The 18,285-nt window shown below is 71.1% G+C and carries 14 protein-coding genes and 1 pseudogene; 14 read left to right on the top strand and 1 reads right to left on the bottom strand.

All coding sequences use genetic code 11. The features are described 5' to 3' along the window. The first annotated feature begins 7 nt into the window (after window positions 1-7). The 14 genes from MPTA5024_RS02105 to MPTA5024_RS39195 all read left to right on the top strand — a co-directional run bounded on the left by MPTA5024_RS02105 (window position 8) and on the right by MPTA5024_RS39195 (window position 15,535). A complete protein-coding gene (locus MPTA5024_RS02105; RefSeq protein ID WP_084369378.1) occupies window positions 8-1,366 on the top strand; it encodes a radical SAM/SPASM domain-containing protein in 1,359 nt (452 codons plus the stop codon). Continuing rightward, on the top strand, window positions 1,359-3,389 hold the full coding sequence (locus tag MPTA5024_RS02100) for a TOMM precursor leader peptide-binding protein (protein ID WP_157099250.1): 2,031 nt from the start codon (window positions 1,359-1,361) through the stop codon (window positions 3,387-3,389). The genes MPTA5024_RS02105 and MPTA5024_RS02100 overlap by 8 nt, the downstream gene beginning before the upstream one ends. A 131-nt stretch (window positions 3,390-3,520) precedes the next feature. Then, a complete protein-coding gene (locus MPTA5024_RS02095) occupies window positions 3,521-4,777 on the top strand; it encodes an MFS transporter (RefSeq protein WP_036319160.1) in 1,257 nt (418 codons plus the stop codon). After that, the gene (locus tag MPTA5024_RS02090; RefSeq protein WP_051457609.1) at window positions 4,774-5,610 is read left to right on the top strand and encodes a S8 family peptidase; all 837 of its coding nucleotides are present in this window, start codon (window positions 4,774-4,776) and stop codon (window positions 5,608-5,610) included. The genes MPTA5024_RS02095 and MPTA5024_RS02090 overlap by 4 nt, the downstream gene beginning before the upstream one ends. A 27-nt stretch (window positions 5,611-5,637) precedes the next feature. Beyond that, complete coding sequence (locus MPTA5024_RS02085; RefSeq protein WP_051457608.1) at window positions 5,638-6,279, top strand: GAF domain-containing protein; 642 nt, start codon at window positions 5,638-5,640, stop codon at window positions 6,277-6,279. A gap of 4 nt (window positions 6,280-6,283) precedes the next feature. Beyond that, window positions 6,284-7,402 (top strand): radical SAM protein, encoded by a 1,119-nt coding sequence (locus MPTA5024_RS02080; protein WP_051457607.1) that lies wholly within the window; start codon window positions 6,284-6,286, stop codon window positions 7,400-7,402. After that, entirely contained in the window at window positions 7,390-8,376 is a 987-nt protein-coding gene (locus MPTA5024_RS02075) for a radical SAM protein (RefSeq protein ID WP_036319157.1), read from the top strand. Before MPTA5024_RS02080 ends, MPTA5024_RS02075 begins: the two co-directional genes overlap by 13 nt. Then, window positions 8,373-9,074 carry an iron-containing redox enzyme family protein gene (locus tag MPTA5024_RS02070; protein ID WP_051457606.1) on the top strand — a complete coding sequence of 234 codons (702 nt, stop codon included), beginning with the start codon at window positions 8,373-8,375 and terminating at the stop codon, window positions 9,072-9,074. The genes MPTA5024_RS02075 and MPTA5024_RS02070 overlap by 4 nt, the downstream gene beginning before the upstream one ends. After that, window positions 9,071-9,256 (top strand): aroma-sacti cluster domain-containing protein, encoded by a 186-nt coding sequence (locus tag MPTA5024_RS41735; RefSeq protein WP_036319154.1) that lies wholly within the window; start codon window positions 9,071-9,073, stop codon window positions 9,254-9,256. The genes MPTA5024_RS02070 and MPTA5024_RS41735 overlap by 4 nt, the downstream gene beginning before the upstream one ends. A gap of 29 nt (window positions 9,257-9,285) precedes the next feature. Beyond that, entirely contained in the window at window positions 9,286-12,177 is a 2,892-nt protein-coding gene (locus MPTA5024_RS02060) for an adenylate/guanylate cyclase domain-containing protein (protein ID WP_198166905.1), read from the top strand. A 141-nt stretch (window positions 12,178-12,318) separates the two neighbouring features. Next, window positions 12,319-12,498 carry a hypothetical protein gene (locus tag MPTA5024_RS02055; protein ID WP_036319149.1) on the top strand — a complete coding sequence of 60 codons (180 nt, stop codon included), beginning with the start codon at window positions 12,319-12,321 and terminating at the stop codon, window positions 12,496-12,498. A gap of 35 nt (window positions 12,499-12,533) precedes the next feature. Next, window positions 12,534-12,719 (top strand): hypothetical protein, encoded by a 186-nt coding sequence (locus MPTA5024_RS02050; RefSeq protein WP_036319147.1) that lies wholly within the window; start codon window positions 12,534-12,536, stop codon window positions 12,717-12,719. A gap of 88 nt (window positions 12,720-12,807) precedes the next feature. Next, window positions 12,808-14,085: a M16 family metallopeptidase gene (locus tag MPTA5024_RS02045; protein WP_051457994.1), complete on the top strand. Its 1,278-nt coding sequence runs from the start codon at window positions 12,808-12,810 to the stop codon at window positions 14,083-14,085. 31 nt (window positions 14,086-14,116) lie between these two features. After that, window positions 14,117-15,535 (top strand): M16 family metallopeptidase, encoded by a 1,419-nt coding sequence (locus tag MPTA5024_RS39195; RefSeq protein WP_084369375.1) that lies wholly within the window; start codon window positions 14,117-14,119, stop codon window positions 15,533-15,535. A gap of 20 nt (window positions 15,536-15,555) precedes the next feature. Here the strand turns inward: MPTA5024_RS39195 and MPTA5024_RS02035 are convergent. Continuing rightward, window positions 15,556-17,844, bottom strand: a pseudogene (locus tag MPTA5024_RS02035) (ATP-binding protein); the annotation flags it as partial. Window positions 17,845-18,285: the final 441 nt, after the last annotated feature.

The following is an 18,285-nucleotide window of genomic DNA, read 5'->3' as shown; positions in this document are numbered from 1 at the left end:
TGCCGTTATGCCGGAAATGACCTACATGCGCAGCTCTCACCTCCTTCTCAGCCCTTCCCGGTACCGGACGGACCAGGGCGAGCTCGTCCGACTCGCGTACTCGGCCCGGACGGGAACGCTCTTCCCCCTCGCGGTGGAGACCGCCGCCCGGTTGGAGGCGGGCGAGACCGACCGGGTCCCCGGGGACTCGCTCGCGCGCCTGATCGACGTCGAGGCCGTCGTCCCGGAAGGCGAAGCGGAGCTGGCGACCGTGCTGGGGCGGATGCGCAAGGGCGGGAGTGGCGCGCGGATGCGCCGGTTCGCGTTGATGCCCACGGCGTACTGCAACATGGCCTGTGCCTACTGCGGGCAGGAGCACCGCAGGACCGCCATCAGGGAACGCCGCGCGACCGCGACGGTCGAACGGGTGCTCGCCGCCCTCGCCGACCCTGAGACGACGCGGCTGAACATCATGTGGTTCGGTGGCGAGCCGCTGATGGCGCTGCGCATCATCCGCGAGATGAGCCGGACGTTCGTCGCCGAGGCGGAGCGTCTGGGCAAGGAATACCTGTCGGACATCACGACCAATGGCAGCCTCCTGACCGAGCGGAACCTCGCGCTGCTGTACGAGGAATGCCGGATCCGCTGGTTCGAGATCACGCTCGACGGCCCGGCGGAGGTCCACGACCGCCGTCGTCTCAAGAAGAACGGCACCGGCAGCTTCGCCCGTGTCGTCTCGCTCATCTCCGACGTGGTCCGCAAGGGGCGATACCCGGGGCTGGGGTTCGGGATCAGGGTCAACATCGACGTTCACAACGAGGATCATGTGAGCGACCTGATCGCGGATCTGGCCTGTCACGGGATGGGCGGCGACCCGCGGGTGAAGCTCAGCCTCGCGGCCGTCCATTCCTGGGGCAACGACGTGTCGGACCGGGAGATCGGCAGGCGACGCTACGCCGGGCAGGAGATGGAGTGGCTCGGCCTGGCGCAGGCGCTCGGCTTCGAAGTCTCCCTGCTGCCGGCGGCGGCCCGGGCGAGCACGTGCATCGCGACCACGCGAAGCGCCGAGGTGGTCGACCCGGACGGCGGCGTCTACTCCTGCTCGGAGCACCCCCTCGTGCCCGGTGACCGCGACCGGGGCCTGGTCGCGACGGTGGAGGATCTCACCGCGGGCGACCGCCGCCCGGCAGGAATGTTCGACCAGTGGTACGACGAGGTCCAGGACGAGGCCTGGCCCTGCGCCCGCTGTCCCTTCCTGCCCGTCTGCGGAGGCGGCTGCCCCAAGCGATGGAAGGAAGGCGACATCGCCTGCCCGAGCTACAAGTTCAACTGGGCGGGGCGCATGGATCTGGCCGCCGCCGCGCGTGGGCTGGTCCTCGATGACTGATCACCGGCTCCATCCGCTCGCCGGCTGGGCGCCCCTCCCGGACGGTCTCGTCGTCGCCCTCGGCACGTGGTATGGCGTGGCGCGCGGCGGGCCGGCTCGGCGCCTGCGCGAGCGGCTGGACGGCGAGACAGGCGCCGTGGGCCTCGACGACCGGGATGTCCGGCCCCTCCTGGACGATCTCCGGAAGGCGGGGGTGGTACGCGAAACCGTGGAGGTGCCGCCGTACGCGTGGTTCCGGGCGGCGGAGAACCGGACCGGCATCCAGGGGCCGGGCCGGGGGCACACCGACCCAGGCGCGGTCGCCGTGCACGGCAGGGGCGATGTCGCCGACACGATCTATGGGATTCTCAGCAGGGAGCTGTCCGGGCTGCCCGTCGCGGTGACCCACCACGTCGACCTGCCCGAGGGCGGCGACGCACTGGCCGTCGTGGTGACGGACGAGCCGAACGCGTCCGGCCTGGGACAGGTCAACGAAGGGCTGACGCGGTCACGGGCACCCTGGCTGCTGGTCGACCTGCGCGGCGCGGCGCCGCATCACGTCGGCCCGCTGATCGTCCCCGGGAGAAGCGGCTGCCTGGATTGCTTCCGGCGGCGGCGCAGCGCGAACGTCGCACACCCGCGTGAGTACGAGCTCCTGCTGCGCGAGCGGCGCTCCGCCCCGCCGGGACCGTGGCTGGCGCACATGGTCGCCGGGCTGGCCGCCGGCGTCGCCCTGGCCTGGCTCACCGGCGCGGACGCGACCCTGCCCGGGTCGTTCCTGGAACTGTCCGCCGGTGACGTCACGACGGTGACGCGCCATCGGTACGTGCCCGTTCCCGGCTGCGTCGTCTGCGGAGACCGCGCCCCGGCCCCGGCCCCCGCCCCGCTCTCGATCGAGACGCTCGTCTCACGTCAGGCCGGCCCGGCCCGGGAGACCGTCGTCACCCGGGACAGCACCGCCCGCGGCGTCCGGGTGACGGTCGTGGGAGCCTCCGTCGATCCGATGCACGGAGCCGTCGTGGACGTCGGAGGCGAGGGCCGCTGCGAAACCGAGGCGGGCGCCCGCGTTCGCGCCCTGGCGGAGTTCGCCGAGCGCCTGGTCCTGCGCGAGCCGCCCCGCTCGCTGGCCGGGGCCGATCGTCCCGGCGAGCCGAGCGGGTGCCCGCTCTCCGGCCGCCTGATCGAGGCCGTCGACCTGCACACCGGAGCACCGGTCGCGCGGCCGGCGGGAGAGTTCTATCTGCACCCTCCCGGATGCCCGGTCAATTCGCGGCCGGATCGCCCCTCCTCGAACGGCGCCGCCGCGGGCGGGTCGGCGGACGAGGCGCTGGAACGGGCCCTGTTCGAACTGCTCGAACGAGACGCCCTCATGGTCACCTGGCGCTGCCGGCTCAGCCCTCCGCGCGTAGCGGGCGACGCGCTCAAACGTGAGCTCGACCTACTCCGGTCGCGGCGGCTCGAGCCCTCCCTGGTCGACCTTTCCGGGATCCACGCGGTGCCCACGGTCCTCTGCGTGCTTCGCGGCCGGTCCGCGGGCCGTCCCGTGCGGGCCGTCGGCAGCGCCGCCGACCGGACGATCGAACGGGCGGCCCGCCGCGCCATGGGGGAGGCCGCCGCCGTCTACGGCCTCGCGGCCACGAGGCAGGCGACGGCTCCGGGCGCACCCCTCACCTTCGATGACTACGCCGACAACGCGTACTACCACCTCACCGACGCGTCGGGCACCGGGTTCGACCGGCTGGACGCGGACGCGCGGAGCGGCACGGCCAAGTGTCCCGAGCTCGGCGGGACCAGTGCCGAAGTGGTCGCCCGGCTGGCGCACGCGCTGGATCGCCGGGGCATCGGCGTGTTCACGGCGGACCTCACCCCACCGTGGCTGTCGGACCGCGGGCTGCGCGTCGTCGTCGCCCGATCGCCCGACCTCTACCCGCTGGAGCTCGGCCCGGGCGACCGCGATCTGGCCGATCGCCTCCTGCGCCACCCCTGCCGAGCCGTCCTGGCCGGTCCGGACGGCCCGGACCTCGCCCCCGTTCCTCTTGCCTGAAGGAGGCATCGATGTCGCACCTCTCCCCACCCGCTTCGACCGCGCCCCAGCAAGACTGGCTGCGCCTCCCCGCCCGGCCGGGCCACCCCAGCGCCTCCTCGGGCGCCCGCTCGGGCGAAGGTGAGTAGCCGATGACCGAGAAGATGCGCGCGTCCACGGCGATCTGCCTGGTGGGGGCGCGAAGCCTGTCGACGCTGGGAAGCATGGCGTCCGCCCTCGCGATCCTGGTGTGGGTGCGCGACCTCACCGGGAGCAACGGCGCGGCCGCGCTGTCCATGCTCGTCTTCGCGCTGCCCACACTCGCCTTTCCTCTGCTGGGGCAGCTCGTCGACAGCTTCAACAGGCTGGCTCTGCTGGTCATCAGTCAGCTCATCGGCATCGTCCTGGTCTCGAGCGCGCTGCTGGTGCATGACGCCTCCGACGTGTGGCTGATCTACGTCATCCAGTTGCTCCAGGGCGTCAACTCCGGCCTGGTGATGATCTCCAGCGATTCCCTGCTGCCTCAGGTCGCCGCGAAGTCGCAGCTCTCCTCGATGAACGGCTTCCTCCAGACCGCCGGCCAGATCGCCCGTGTGATCGCCCCCACCCTTGGCGCACTGGTGTTCGCGCGCTTCGGCGGCATCCGCTGGGTGGTCGCGCTCGACGTGTCCAGTTTCGTCGCAAGCATCCTGCTCCTCCTGCCGTTGCGCAGCTACGGCGTGGGCCGGCCGGAGGGCGGCGGAGTCAAGGAGGGCTACCTGGCGTCGGTGCGCGAGGGCGTGGGCATTCTCGGCCGCCAGTCGCACATCCGCATGCTCGTCATCGCAGGTTCGGCCTGCGTGCTGACCGTCGGCCTGCTCAGCAGCATCGTGTACGCCGTCATCATCGACGGCCTGCACCAACCCGCCTCCTTCGCCGGTGTGCTGGCGACGGCGCAGGCGGCCGGCGGTGTCGCGGGCGGCCTGCTCGGTTCGGTCCTGGCCAGGAGTCCCGCGCGGGCGCGGACCGGAGCCCGCGGCTCGATCGGCCTCATGGCGATCGGCGCACTGTCCTTCGTCAGCGGGTCCTCCGTGCTGGTCGCGGGAGGCATGGCCGTCTTCGGGATCGGCGGCACTCTCCTCGTCGTGCTTTACGTGACGGGGTTGCAGAGCGAGATCCCCGAGAACGTCCTCGGCCGGGCCTTCGCGGGGGTGGACGCGCTGGTCAACCTCGCCCAGGTTGGCGGTATCACGCTGGGGACGCTCTGGCTGGCCACGTTCCCTTCGGCGTTCCAACCCGTGATCGCCGCCGCGGTCGCCGTCCTGCTCGTCTGTCTCGTCCTGATGGCTCTTGGCCGATCGGCCGCGGGCGTGACCTCCGACGAGACAGAGCCCCTGGCCGTGGCGGACCTCTCGGGAGAGACGGCGTGACGACTCCCCCGGTGGAGGCACGGCGCACCATCCGCTTCGCCCACACCTCCGTGGGCGCCGGCGTGGGCAGGGACGCGGTGAGTCTCCCCGAGCCGGTGACCCGGGCATGGGCATGGGGCGGGGCCACCGGGCGGGGCGTGCGCGTCTGCGTGATCGACAGCGGCCTGGACGCGGACCATCCGCTGGTCGGGGGGCGCGCGGAGACCTTCCGCGTCGAGGCCGCCGAGTCCGGCGAGGAGACGACCTGGACCGTCGGCCCCGATGACCAGGGCGACTCCGCCGGCCACGGAACGGCCTGCGCGGGAATCATCCGGGGGCTCGCCCCCGACTGTGAACTCGTGAGCGTACGGGTCCTGGGGAAGAACCTCCGCGGCAGCGGCGGTGCCCTCGTGGCCGCCCTGGAGTGGGCCGTGCGCGAGCGGTTCGGCGTCGTCAACCTGAGCCTGTCCACCCAGCGTCCGGCGTTCAGGGACCGGCTGCGCGAGTTGACCGACGAGGCCTACTTCAACGGTGTGACCATCGTGTGCGCGGCGCACAACCGGCCGGTCAACAGCTACCCGTGGCGGTTCCCTTCAGTGATATCCGTGGGCTCGCACGCCGTGCCGGACCCGGAGTACATAGAGATCAGCCCGACCCCGCCGGTCGAGTTCTTCGCCAACGGCGTCAACGTCCACGCCGCCTGGTTGAACGGCGGCACGACGCGCCTGTCGGGCAACAGCTTCGCCACCCCCAACGTCGCGGGATTGTGTGCGCGGATGCTCGAGCGCCACCCGGGGTTCCGGACCCCTCAGCTCAAATCCGTTCTCGCCGCTGTCGCCGGCAACCTCATCTGACTCTCGCAATCTCGCGAAGGAACGAACATGGCAATCCCGCTCGCAGACGGCCCGTCGTTCTCCACCGGCAGGCTCTTCGACTCCACCGTGCACGACGAAATGCTCCGCTCCACGGTGCGGCTGGCCAGGCTGACCTTTTCGGCGGCGGCGGCATCGGTCTTCCTCTACGACAAGCGGCGCGACGAGCTGGTCTTCGAAGCGTCCTCGGGGGAGGGGGAAGATCATCTCATCGGCATGGCCCTCCCCTCGGATCGCGGCATCGCCGGATGGGTGTGGAACACCGGGGAGACGATCATCGTAAGAGACCTCCAGCGTGACTCCCGCTTCGACAAGGCCTTCGCGGCCTCCACGGGATACGTCCCCGACGAGATCATGGCCGCTCCGCTGGAAGTGGGGGGCGAGGCGCTCGGCGTCCTCGAGGTGCTCGACCCCCGGCTGGATCGGTTCGGCGACCTCGCGGCCATCGACATGCTCACCGAGCTCGCGCAGCAGTCCTGCGCGGCGCTCTCGCTGCTGGTCGCCGCCCGCGTCATGCGGCCGGCCACGGGTCCCGAGCTGCCGCCTCTCGCCAGGTTGGAGGAGGCGCTTCGCCCGCGGGACGGCGCCCACGACGCCACCGTCGACGAGTTCGTCACGGCCCTGACCAACCTGCTGGCCAAGGCGGGATAGTCCCATGCATCTCGCCGAGATCGCGCGGCTGCGTATGGTGCCCTGCGCCGGGCTGCTCTTATCCCTGACCAGGCGTTGCCCCCTCGCCTGCGCGCACTGCTCGACCGAGTCCTCCCCGGAGTCCGAACAGGGAGAGGCGGCGTCGTTCCTGTCCCTGGTCGGCTCCTTCGCCCTCGAGGACCGGCCCGAGGTCATCCTCATGTCCGGGGGTGAACCGCTTCTCCGGCCGAGGCTCGTCAGGGAGCTCGCGACGCGGGCGAAGGAGGCGGGGACCCGCGCCTACCTTCTGTCCGGCATGTTCTTCGCCCGGGGCCGCGGGACGATTCCCCGCGCGATCGAGAACGTCCTGCCGTCCCTCGACCACTTCGCGGCCAGCCTGGACGTCTTCCACGAGCGCCAGGTCGGCCGGGACGCCGTGTTCCGTGCCGTACACCGCATCCGGGAGATCGTTCCCGCGGTGAGCTTCCAGATCACCGGAGAGGGCGACGACGATCCCTATCTCGAGGACGTCGTCGAGGACGTCCGCCGGGAGTTCGACGATCGGATCCCCGTTCTGGTGACCAGGCTGCGCCGTACGGGGAGGGCCCGGCGGATCTGGCCGGTCCGCACGGCGGGGCCACACCTGCCGGCTGCGGCGCCGCTCGCCGATCCGTGCGCGCTGGCGACCTGGCCGCTCGTCGGACATGACGGCACGGTCTACGCGTGCAGCCGGGAGAGTCTCGTCCTGACGAGCCGCCCGTCGCATCTGGTGCTCGGCCACGCGTCCCGCGACACCTGGTCCGAGGTGCGCCGGCGGGCGCTGTCCCGGGCCGTGCTCACCGGGGTGCGCACCATGGGCCCGGTCGAGGTGCGACGCCGCTTCGGAGCAGGCGAACCGGCCCCCGGTGGTCGCCGCGATCCCTGCGTGACCTGTGCGGGGCTGGCGGACGACCACCGCCTCGCCGCGCGTGCCGAGGACTACTTCCACTCGCCGAACGGCACGATCGTGGCGGCGCTCGCGGGCGGGGCCGCGGCGAGGCGCGACCCATACGCCTTTCCCCGCCGCTGGGGCTCGCCACGCTATGCCGAACTCGTGGGCCTCGGCTGGGACGGGCCCGGTAGAGGTGCGGAATGCGCCGGGTGACGGTGGCCGACGCCGAGCGGTTGCGCCGCACGCCGGGAGCGACCCTCCTTCTCTTCCTGACCGATCGGTGCCCGGTCCGGTGCGCGCACTGCTCCGTAGGCTCCCGGCCGGACGGCCCGACGATCCGAGACCGGGCGCTGTTCACCGAGGTGGTCGCCGGCATCGGCGCGATCCCGGAGCTCGAGGTCGTCGCGGTGTCGGGTGGCGAGCCGTTCGCCGAACGCTGGGGCCTGACCCGGGCGGTCGAGGGGCTGCACGACAGCGGAAAGGCCCTGGTCGTCTTCACCAGCGGCTACTGGGCCTCGGAGCGGTCGGCCCCGGCGTGGATCACGCGGCTGCTCGCGAAGGTGTCCACGGTATACCTGAGCACCGACGGCTTCCATGCCAGGGGCGTCACGCCGGCCCGGCTGAGGTCGGCGGCGAGAGCCGCCGTCGACGCGGGATGCCATCTCGTCGTCCAGGTCCTCGACGAACCGGGCGGGCGGGAGGCGGTGTCCCGGATGCTCGGCGAACTCCTCGGCGACGGGCGGCAGGCGGCGGAGATCAATACGATCACCCCCCTGCGCCTGGGGCGGGGGCGGGATGTGTTCGCGGCGGCGCCGCCCCAGCCGCTCTCGCCGGCGGTGCGCTGCGGCCTGGCGTCCTCGCCCACCATCCGGTATGACGGGACGGTGACGGCCTGCTGCAACGAGGCCGTCATCATGGGCCGCGGCCCGGGCGCCCTCCGGACCGTCGTCCGGCGTCGTGAAGACGTGGGGCCCGCCCTCACCCGGCTCCGGCGTTCCCCCATCCCACGCGCGCTCGCCGCGTGCGGCATCGGCCCGCTCGCCGAGCTGCCGCCCTTCCGCGACCTGGCGCGACGCCCGTTCTCCACCGTCTGCGAGGCGTGCTGGGCCGCGCACGGCATCCTCGAAGACGGCCCCGGGGCGACGCGACTGGTCGAGGGGCTCCTGACCATGGTCGAGGCGCCATGAACATCAGCGCGTCTCCCGGCCGCGCGTCGAGGTCGCAGCGCCTGTCCACTCTCGTCGGCGCCCTCCGGCCGGGTCTGTCGCGGCTCATGGCGCGCGTGTGGGAGACGGACGCGCCGGGTGACGCCTACCGGCGGTGGCTCGCGGTGTCGTACGCGATGATGCGTGCGACGGTCCCCCTGCTCACGCTCGCGCGTGACGAGTGCGACCGGCTTGCCGACGACCCCGTTTCGGCACCGCTGCGCGCGTACCTGTGCGAGCAGGTCAGCGGCGAGGCCGGCCACGACACGTGGGTCGCCGGCGACTACGGCCTCGCGGGCGGGGACCCGGATCAACTTCGGCGATTCGACGCGCCGCCGGCCGTGGCGAGATTGATCGGTGCCCAGTATTACTGGATCCGGCATGCGCACCCGGTGGCCCTGCTCGGGCACATCGCCGTGCTCGAATGGAACCCGCCGCCGCGAGCCCTCGCACAAGAGCTGGCCCGGCGCTGCGCCCTCCCACCCGAGGCGTTCAAAACCATCGTTGGTCACGCGGACCTCGACGCGGAACACGGCGCCTCGCTGCGGCGCGTTCTCGACGCCCTGCCGCTGACCGAACGTCTGGATCGGCTTCTCACCACGAGTGCGCTCGCGTCGGCGGAGGGGCTGATCGATGTCACAACGGCCATCACGCCCAAGCGGAAGGGGACACGCCGATGACCAACTCCGATCGCCTGGCAGAGCTGGGCTTCGCCCTGGAATGGGCCAACGAAGAGCAGTTGGCCGTCCTGGAGTCGCTCACCGACGAGGAGGTCGCGCTCCTGACCGACATCAAGGTGCGGCTCGACGAGGTCGCCGACGACGTCGAAGGACACATGGACGGCGGGGGTTTCTGCTGGTGAACGGCCGAGACGACGAGAGGAGGTGGGACATGACCCCCGGAGCCGCTGATCCGGTTCTGTGCGGTCGGTGCCAGGTCGCCAACCCTCAGGAGGCGCGCTTCTGCATGCGGTGCGGCAACACGCTGTCGGACGACAGGGAGGCGCCGGATCTGCGATTCGTGACGGTGGCGTTCTGCGATCTGGCGCGCTCCACCGAGCTGGCGGCACGACTGCGCCCCGAGGTGTGGAGCGGAGTGCTCGACGCGTACTTCACCGAGGTCGGCGGGGCGCTGAGCCGGGCGGGCGGGCGCCTGGAGAAGTTCATCGGCGACGCGATCGTCGCGGTCTTCGGAGCCGGCAACGGCGGTGAGGACGACGCCGTCAACGCGGCCAACGCCGCTCGGGCCGCCATGGACGGCCTGGCGGGACAGGCCGAGTCGCTCAGGAGACGGGGCATCGAACTGTCCATCCGGTTCGGTCTCGCGTCGGGAAGGGTCGTGGCGACCGGGCGGGACTCCTCATTCGCGATCGGCGCGGTGATGAACCGGGCGGCCCGGCTGCAGGCGGCCGCCCCCGAGAACGGTGCCGCCGTCGATCTGAAGACCTGGCTGCTCATACGCCACGCGGTCCCGTGCCGGCCCCTTCCCCCCGTGCAGGCGAAGGGCTTCGACAAGCCGCTCCGCGCGTGGCGGCTCAGCCCGCCCTCCGACGACGGAGAGCAGGACCCGAACGGTGAGGGAGTGATCCGGTATGTCAACCAGGTCGTCCTTCGGCAGCGCCTCTCCGACCGGCTGAGCCGCATGCTGGCCGAACCATCGGGCACCCTGCTCGCGATCGAAGGGGACGTGGGCGTGGGGAAGACCCGCCTGGTTCGCGAGCTCTGCGCACAGGCGGAGACCGCATCGGGCTGCCGCGTGGTCATGCTGAGCTGCCCGCCCATCGGGGATCACTCGGGACTGGGGCCGCTGACCCGGCTCGATCGGCTGCTCGCCTCCGGCGCGGAACGGCGCGGCGACGAGGGGCGCGAAGGACCCCAGGTGCCGCGCGCCGCCGACGAGCTTCGGCTGGCCATCCGGCGCCGCCTATCCGAGATGTCCAGAGAGCGGCCCGTGCTCGTCGCGATCGACGACTATCAGTGGGCCTCCGATCATCTCCGGGCGTTCGTGGACGGCGTCGACGCGTCGCTCGGACCACTGGCGTTCCTGCTCAGCGGGCGGCAGGTGAAGCTGGGCGACGGGGCGCGGGCGGAGCGGGCGGTCCTCGAGCCCCTGGAAGACGAGGACGCCTACGACCTGCTCGGCCATGTCGCCGCCGCGCTCGGTGTTCCCGAGCCCCGCGACCGGGCTGACGAGGTGGTCAAGCGGGGCGGAGGCAACCCGCTCTTCCTGGAGCAGTTGGTCGCGCTCGCCGCCGAGGGCGGTGACGACCTCATAGCCCCGTCGGCCGAGGCCGCCCTGGGTGCCCGGCTGGACCGCCTCGGCCCGGCGGCACGACGCGTGCTGGCCTGCAGCGCGGCCTGGGGAGCCGACGCCGACCTGGTCGACCTGGCCGCCACCTGCGGTCTGGCCGACAAGGACTTCGATCTCGCGGTGGGCGAGTTGTCCGCCGCGGGGTTCCTGCTGGACAATCCGCGTGATCACCATGTGGGCTCGCGCGTCGTCGCCGAGGTCGCGTATTCGAGGCTGACGCTGGCCGATCAGGCCGATGTGCACAGTCGGATCACGCGGCGGCTGCAGGAGCGGGCGAGGCAACGGCCCGACGCCATGGAAACGGCCTCGGTCCACGCTGAGCGCGCGTACGGGGCCCTGTGTGAATTCGACCCGGACTCGCCCGAGGCGCGTGACGCGGGCAGACGGGCGGCTATGTCCTTGTGCTCGGCGGCTCGGCTGGTCGCGGCCCGATCGGAGATTCCGCTGGCTCTCGAGCTCGCGGGCAGAGCCGCACACCTGTGCGGAGATGATCAGGCGCTCCGGCTCGAAATCGGCGCCGTCGAGACGTACGCCCTGGCGGCGGCGGGTAAGGGCGCCCTCGCCCTGGAACGGATCGCGGCGCTCCAGCGGGAGATCCCCGCCAAGGCCAACCTCCCCGCGGCCGCCCACCTCAAGGCGACGGAAGTCGCCATCCGGTCCACGGAGAGCGGATGGGACGGTGACCTTCTCGCCGAGGCCACGAGCCTCGCGGAGCGAGCCGGTGAGGCCGGAGGACGCAGCCGGCTTCTCCTGTTCGAAGGACTTCATCATGCGCGGGCGGGTGACTACGCCACGGCGGAGCACCTGCTCAGAGAGGCCCTCACGATACTCGGCGCCGAAAACTGCTTCGGTGTCGCCGAAATATATGGAAATCTCGCCCTCTGCCTGGCGTACGGCGACACACCCGTCCCGGCCGCACTGGCGGAATGCCTCGAACTGCGCGCGAGGACGGCCGACACACCGGTGCTTCAGGCGGCGGTGAGCTGTCCCGCCGCGTTCCTCCACGGCCGCATCGGCGACAGGGACGAAGCCGTGCGGCTGCTCCGTGAGGCGGAGAACGTGTTCAGGGACGCCGACCATCGCGCCGGCATGGCGGGAGCCCTCGAGTTCGGAGCCATGCTCGCCGAACTGGACGGCGATCACGCGAGGGCGGCCGAGGCGGCGGGCGCGGCCGCTGATCTTTACGAGCGCATCGGCTTCGTGGCGGCGGCCTTCCGGTGCAGGTCGAGAATGACGCTGATGAACTGGCCTGGGGCGGCGCCTCCGGCAGGGGACGGCACGGGCAGCTGGGATGTGCGGATCCTGCGCGAGCAACTCAGCGCCCTTCAGGCCCACGACGCGGGCGATTCCGCCGCGGCCGGGGCGCATCTGAAGAGGACACGGGAACTGATCGGCATGGTTCGCGGCGCCGGCGCCGTCGCCGTTCCCATTCTCGAATTCCAGCGCACCGCGTCTCTCATTTCACGGCGCTAGGCGATGGAAATACGTGGGACATCTGTCGATCAAACATGCCCGAAATCAGGAAGTAAATTTCTTCGGAAAAACGAGGTTGACGCCTCGAGAAAAGGCGATCTAATCTCGAGGCGAAGCCCCGGAGTAAAGATGGGAGAGGAAATGGCCGACATCGATCTGGACGGACTGGACCCGCAGATCCGCTCCGACATCCAGGCGGCGGTTCGCCTGGCGCAGGTCGTCAAGGAGGCGAAGGCCGACGGTGACCTCGAAGGACACTCGTTCGACGACGAGGACATCCTCGACCGGCACGCCGCCGCGAACATCATCTGCTGCACCTGACCATCCGTCCATCCACTGCGTTCGGAGGAAAAGAAATGAGCAAGGGCGACCCGCAGGACGAGGTTTCGAAGGAAACTCTCACCGACATTCAGAGCGCCGTTCGTCTGGCCAGGAAGCTCAATTCAGCGTCCCGTGGCCAGGGTGAGCTCGAGGGCCACTCGTTCGACGACGAGGACATTCTCGAGCGGCACGCGAGCGTCAACGTCATCTGCTGCTCGTGAAATCGGTCCGGCGCGTTCAGCTGCTCGCAGAAAGGCCGTTGAACGCGCCGGATCATTCGACGAAAGCTGAAAGGGATCAGTGGTGACGATGCCGGATACGGCGTCCCGGGTCCGGCTCGACTGCGCGACCCGGCGCCTCGCGAACGGGATGCTGGTGATCGTCTGTCCCGATCCCGCTCAATCGGTGGCCGCGGTTCATCTGAGGTACCTCGTCGGCTCGAAGCACGAGCGGCCGGGACGCACCGGCCTGGCACACCTCTTCGAGCACCTGATGTTCACCGGCTCCCCGGGTGCGGCGGACGGCGAGCACGCCCGCCTGATCCAGCAGGCCGGCGGCTTCGCGAACGCGGCCACCTCCATGGACTCGACGAGCTACTTCGAAACCGTGCCGTCCGGTGCGCTGGAGCTGGTGCTCTGGCTCGAGGCCGACCGGCTCGCCGGACTACCCGACGCGCTCGACCAGCGCATCCTCGACGTGCAGCGCGACGTCGTGAAGAACGAGCGTCGCCAGACCATGGACACCGTGCCCTACGGCACCGCGCTGGAGCTACTGGTCGCCGCCCTCTTCCCGGCCGGCCATCCCTATCACCATCTGCCGATCGGCTCGATGGCCGACCTCGACTCGGCGTCCCTCGACGACGCACGAGCGTTCTTCGAGACGTTCTACTCCCCAGACCGAGCCGTGCTGACCGTGGTCGGCCAGGTCGAGGCCGAGACGACGTTCGCCTGGGCCGAGCGTTACTTCGGCGGGATCAGCCGCCGAGGTCAGGCTCCGCTCCTCGTCACCGCACCGCGTATCCCGGACGGTGACGAGATCCGCATGACCATGACCTCGGACGCTCCGCCGAAGGTGTTCCTGGCGCACCGCCTCCCACCCGCCGGCACGACCGCGCTCGATGCCGCCGTCCTCGCCGCGGCGGTGCTCGCGCGGGGAACGGCCGGCGTTCTCTCGCGCGGCCTCGTCCGCGGACGCGCCCTGGCCGCCGAGACGACGTTCGACGTCGTGCCCCTCGCCGGCGACGCCTCCCTCGGCGTCGTCCGCCTCACACCGCGCGGCGGCACGGGCCCGAGCGTCCTCGAGCGTGCCTGTCAGGCCGAGCTGGAGACGCTGGCCGAGACCGGGGTCTGTCAGCGTGACCTCGACCGCGCGATCGCGCAGCTCGAGGCGGGCTGGCTGAGCCGCCTCGATCTGGGACGGGGCAAGGCGGAGGAGCTTTCCTGGCACGCGATGCTGACCGGTTCTCCCGAGTCGGCCTCAGAGGTGATGGCGCGCATCCGCGCCGTGCCCGCGCGGGAGGTGGCCGACGCGATCAGCGCGCTGGCCGACCGGTCGAGGAGAGTCGTGCTCACCTATCAGCCCGCCTGACGACGCCCATCCGATCAAGAGGAGCGGATTCATGCGCAGCACGGACAAGGCGCCGAAGGAACCGGCGCGGGTGGCGCGCCCCGCCGTGCCCCGCCGGGCGGCCTGCCACCTTCCCGGTGTCCAGGTGGACGGGGTCGAGGGTGGGCTGCGGGTCCTCCTCGTTCCCATGCCGGGCCGGGGGATGTTCTCGGCGCGACTCATCCTCGCGACCGGATCCGTCGCCGACGGGCCGGCCCTCCAGGGCGTCGCCCGCCTGACCGCCCAGGCGATGACGATGGCGACCATACGGCACGACGCGAACTCCTTCTCCCACCGGCTGGAGTGTCAGGGGGCCGCGCTCACCGCCGAGGCCACTGTGGACGCGGCCAGCCTCACCGTGACGGCGCCGATCAGCAAGGCCGATGCCGCACTGAGCTTCCTGGCCGAGGCGGTGACCGTGCCGGCGCTGGACCCCGGGGACGTGTCGCGGCTGGTCGCCCGCCGCCTCGTCGAAGCCCGGCGCGAGGCCGCCCAGCCGCGGGAGCGGGCCGTGCGCGCGTTCTCGTCCGCGACGTACGGGGCGGTGTCGGGATACGGACGGCCGCCCGGTGGCGTGCCGGAGACCATCGAGAGAATCGACGCGGCGGCCGCGCGCGCCTGGTGGAGTCGCCACGTCACGCCGTCAGGCGCGACGCTGCTGCTCGCGGGTGACCTCGGCCCCCAGGACGCCCGCGAATGGGCGAACCGTGCCTTCCGAGGATGGCGCCCCCGGAGCGGGCCGGCCCTCCAGCCGGTTCCCCAGCCGGACACAGGCGGCAGCGGGGTGGTGATCGAGAACCTGCCGCGGTCGGCGCAGACGGTGCTGGCCTGTGGGCGTGTCGTTCGAGTTCCCGACCTCGCGGGCGTCGCGGCTCTGGAGGTCGCCGTCCACACCCTCGGCGGCTGGTCCGGCTCCAGGCTCAACACCGTCCTCCGGGAGGAGAAGGGATACACGTACGGGGTGACGGCCGATCTGGTCACCCGGGCGGTGCCCGGGGGATACCAGTGCCAGGTGCTCTTCCTCACCGCGGTGGGCGCGTCGAAGGCGGAGGCCGCCGTCATGGCGATGTTCCAGGAGATAGGAAGGGTATGCAGGGGACGTGTCCGCGCCGATGACGTACGAGCCGCGGCGGACAACCTCCTCCGGAGTCTGCCGGTGCGGACGCAGACGACCCAGCAGGCCCTCGATCTCTATGCACCCGCACTGGAACGTCGGCTGTCGCCGGACTTCCTGGAGCGGCGTACCAAGGCGATCGGCCGGATCCGGCCGCACTCCGTGGTGGCCGCGGCCGCGCGTCACGTCGATCCGGACGAGTTGACGCTGGTGCTCGCGGGCGACTGCGTCCCCCTCGCATCCAGCGCCTCACCTGGCCTCGCGTCCGCGTCGGAGCTCCTGGAGGACCCCAACCGGGCGGCCACCTCACCGGCGTGAGGGTCCTCGATCTCCCTGAATATCGTCAGCGCACGCCGCCACAGCTCCCTGGCCTCCCCGCGGTGGCCCGCGCGGTTCAGCAGATCTCCGAGGCGAGTGAGGGTGGTGGCCTCGCCCTGCCGATCCCCGATCGCCTGCCTGGTCTCGAGCGCCCTGGTGAAGTACTCGGCCGCCCTGTCGGGTCGCTGCCACTCCGCGTGGGTGCAGCCCAGAATGTGGAGCGCGAACCCTTCACCCCAATGGTTTCCGATCTCCCCGGACAACGACAGCGCGGCCTCCGCCGAGGCGGCGGCGTCGGCGTACCGGCGGAGGGTGAAGTAGACCTCGCCGAGGTTGTTCAGCGTCGTGGCCTCACCCCATGTGTTGCCGATCTCGCGGCAGATCGCAAGCACACGCTGGTACTCCTCCGCCGCGAGTTCGGGCTGTCCCCAGTCGAATCGAACGGCCGCGAGGCTGTTGAGGATGGAGGCCTCGACGTACTTGTCGCCCAGGTCGTGCTCGGCCTCTTGGGCGTACAGGAGGTGCTCGATGGCGTCGTCGTACCGGCGCAACTCTCGCATGGCGATCCCGAGTCCCTGAAGCATCAGGACCTCGCCGTACTTGTCTCCGGCCTCCCTGGCCTCTGTGAGGCCGACGCGGTGCGTGACGATCCAGTCGGGCCAGTGCTTGCGCAACTGGAAGAAGGCCAGCAACGACGAGGGGATGATCCACGCGGCGTTCGGCATGCCGACGTCCGCCGCCTGCGTGGTCGCGGCCACCAGATTGGCACGCTCGGCCTCGAACCAGGCGATGGCGTCCGCGTATCCGCCGAAAGCCGTCGGAGGCACGCTCGCGGGGTCGAGCGTCTGAAGTGGGGGGCGCCGACGCGCCGGCATGAGCACAATGCTCGCCGCATGGCTCGTACGGGCGTACCAGGTCAGCAGCCGCCTCACGGCCGCCAGCCGATCCGCCTCGCCGTCCTCCATCCGCGTTCGCTCCACGGCGTACAACCGCAACAGGTCGTGCATGCGGTACCGCTGGGGCCCCACGGACTGGAGCAGGTTGCCGTCCACCAGCCTCTCCAGGCTGAACTCCGCGGCGAGGACGGAGACACCGGCCACGGCCGCTGCGGCCTCCGGCGCGAAGTTCACGCCGGGCATCAACCCCAGACGGCGGAACATGAGCCGGTCATCGACTGCGAGGCGCTCGAACGAGAGGGCGAACGCGGCCCGGACCGCCAGATCCCCGGCGACCAGCTCACTCAGCCGCCTCCGTTCGTCGCGTAATCGATCGGCCATGTGCCCGACCGACCAGTTTCGCCGTGCTTCCAGCCGGGCTCCCGCGATCCGGAGCGCGAGGGGAAAGCGGCCGCACAGCTCGGCCACCGCCTCGGCCTCCGCGCTGTCGAGAGTGGGGGAGCCCTGCGCGGAGACGCGGACGAAGAGCTCGACGGCCTCGTCTCCGACCAGGGGGTCGAGCACAAGGGTGCGAGTGCTGCTCAGGCCGTACAGCACCCTTCTGCTCGTGATCAGCACGCGGCACGTCGGACTGCCGGGCAGCAGGGGCCTGACCTGAACCTCGTTGAACGCGTTGTCGAGCACGATCAGGAGACGCCGGTTGCGAACGATGTCGATGTAAAGTGCGCTTTGCTCCTCCACGGAGCCGGGAATGTGCTCGGGAAGCACGCCGAGCGCCCGCAGGAACCTGGTGAGTATCTCGCCGGGGTCGACGGGCGCGCCGGGCTTGTCCTGCAGATCGGCGAAAAGACAGCCCTCGGGGAACGCAGGCGTCAGGCGGTGCGCCAACTGCACTGTGAACGCGGTCTTGCCGACTCCGGGCGGACCGGTGATGACCAGTACCCGCCGGCCGCCGTGGTTCGCTCCGCGACCACCCAGATCACGGATCGCCGTATCGAGTTCGCGGCCGCGGCCCACGAAGTCCGCCACCTCAGGAGGCAGCGTCGCGGGGAGCGATGTCCGTTCCGGCACCAGCGCCATGTGGGCTTCGACGTCATCGTCCAGCGGCTCCGGACGGGACTGGATGTCATCGGGCCGGCGACGCGAGCCGAGCAGCGCCGAGGCCAGTCGCCATCGCTCCTCCCACATGGCGGGATCCGCGCCACAGGCCTGCGCGAAAGCGACGACGACCTCCTTGCTGGGAAACACGCGTCCGCTCGCAGCCGTGGACAGGGTGGAGGGGGCGTAGCCGGCCATCCGCGCCAGTTCGCGGTAGGGCGGGCTGCCGGCGTTCCTTCTCAACTCCCGCAGTTCCCGAGCGAGGGAAGCTATCGGTCCGAAGTGGACATCGATGAAACGCTCTGGTCGCCCCACGACACCTCGCTCAATCCGCCCACCCGCACCTGACCGGTTCGCCCGTACCCTCTCGCGCCGACACGCTCGCCGCAGTGGGGGAGCGCCGGTGGCCGCTGCAAGGGTCCCTCAGCGAGCCGGCCGGCAGCCCGGTCCCGTACGGCGGCGGTGGCGCGATGGCCGCGAGCCGACGCTGACCTCCTCGACAGCACGGCGGGAACACAGCGTCGCCGCTCAATCATCGGGCCCGGGAGTTCCGGCCCACAGGGGGTTGCCTGTTGACAGCCGGATTGGCAACGTTCGTGTCCCGATCCCCGTCAGCGCGCCTTCGCCGGCTTCCCTGTATCGTCCGGATTCATGGGTGGCCGGGCAGAACGCCGGCGGGAGTCGAACAAGGCGTACTGGGACGAGCGGGTGCCCATTCAGCTGGGCGCGCCCATCTACGACATGGAGGGGTTAGGG

The organism is Microbispora sp. ATCC PTA-5024, assembly GCF_000511135.2.
Lineage (GTDB): Bacteria > Actinomycetota > Actinomycetes > Streptosporangiales > Streptosporangiaceae > Microbispora > Microbispora corallina.
This window is presented reverse-complemented; position numbering and strand designations above follow the sequence as displayed.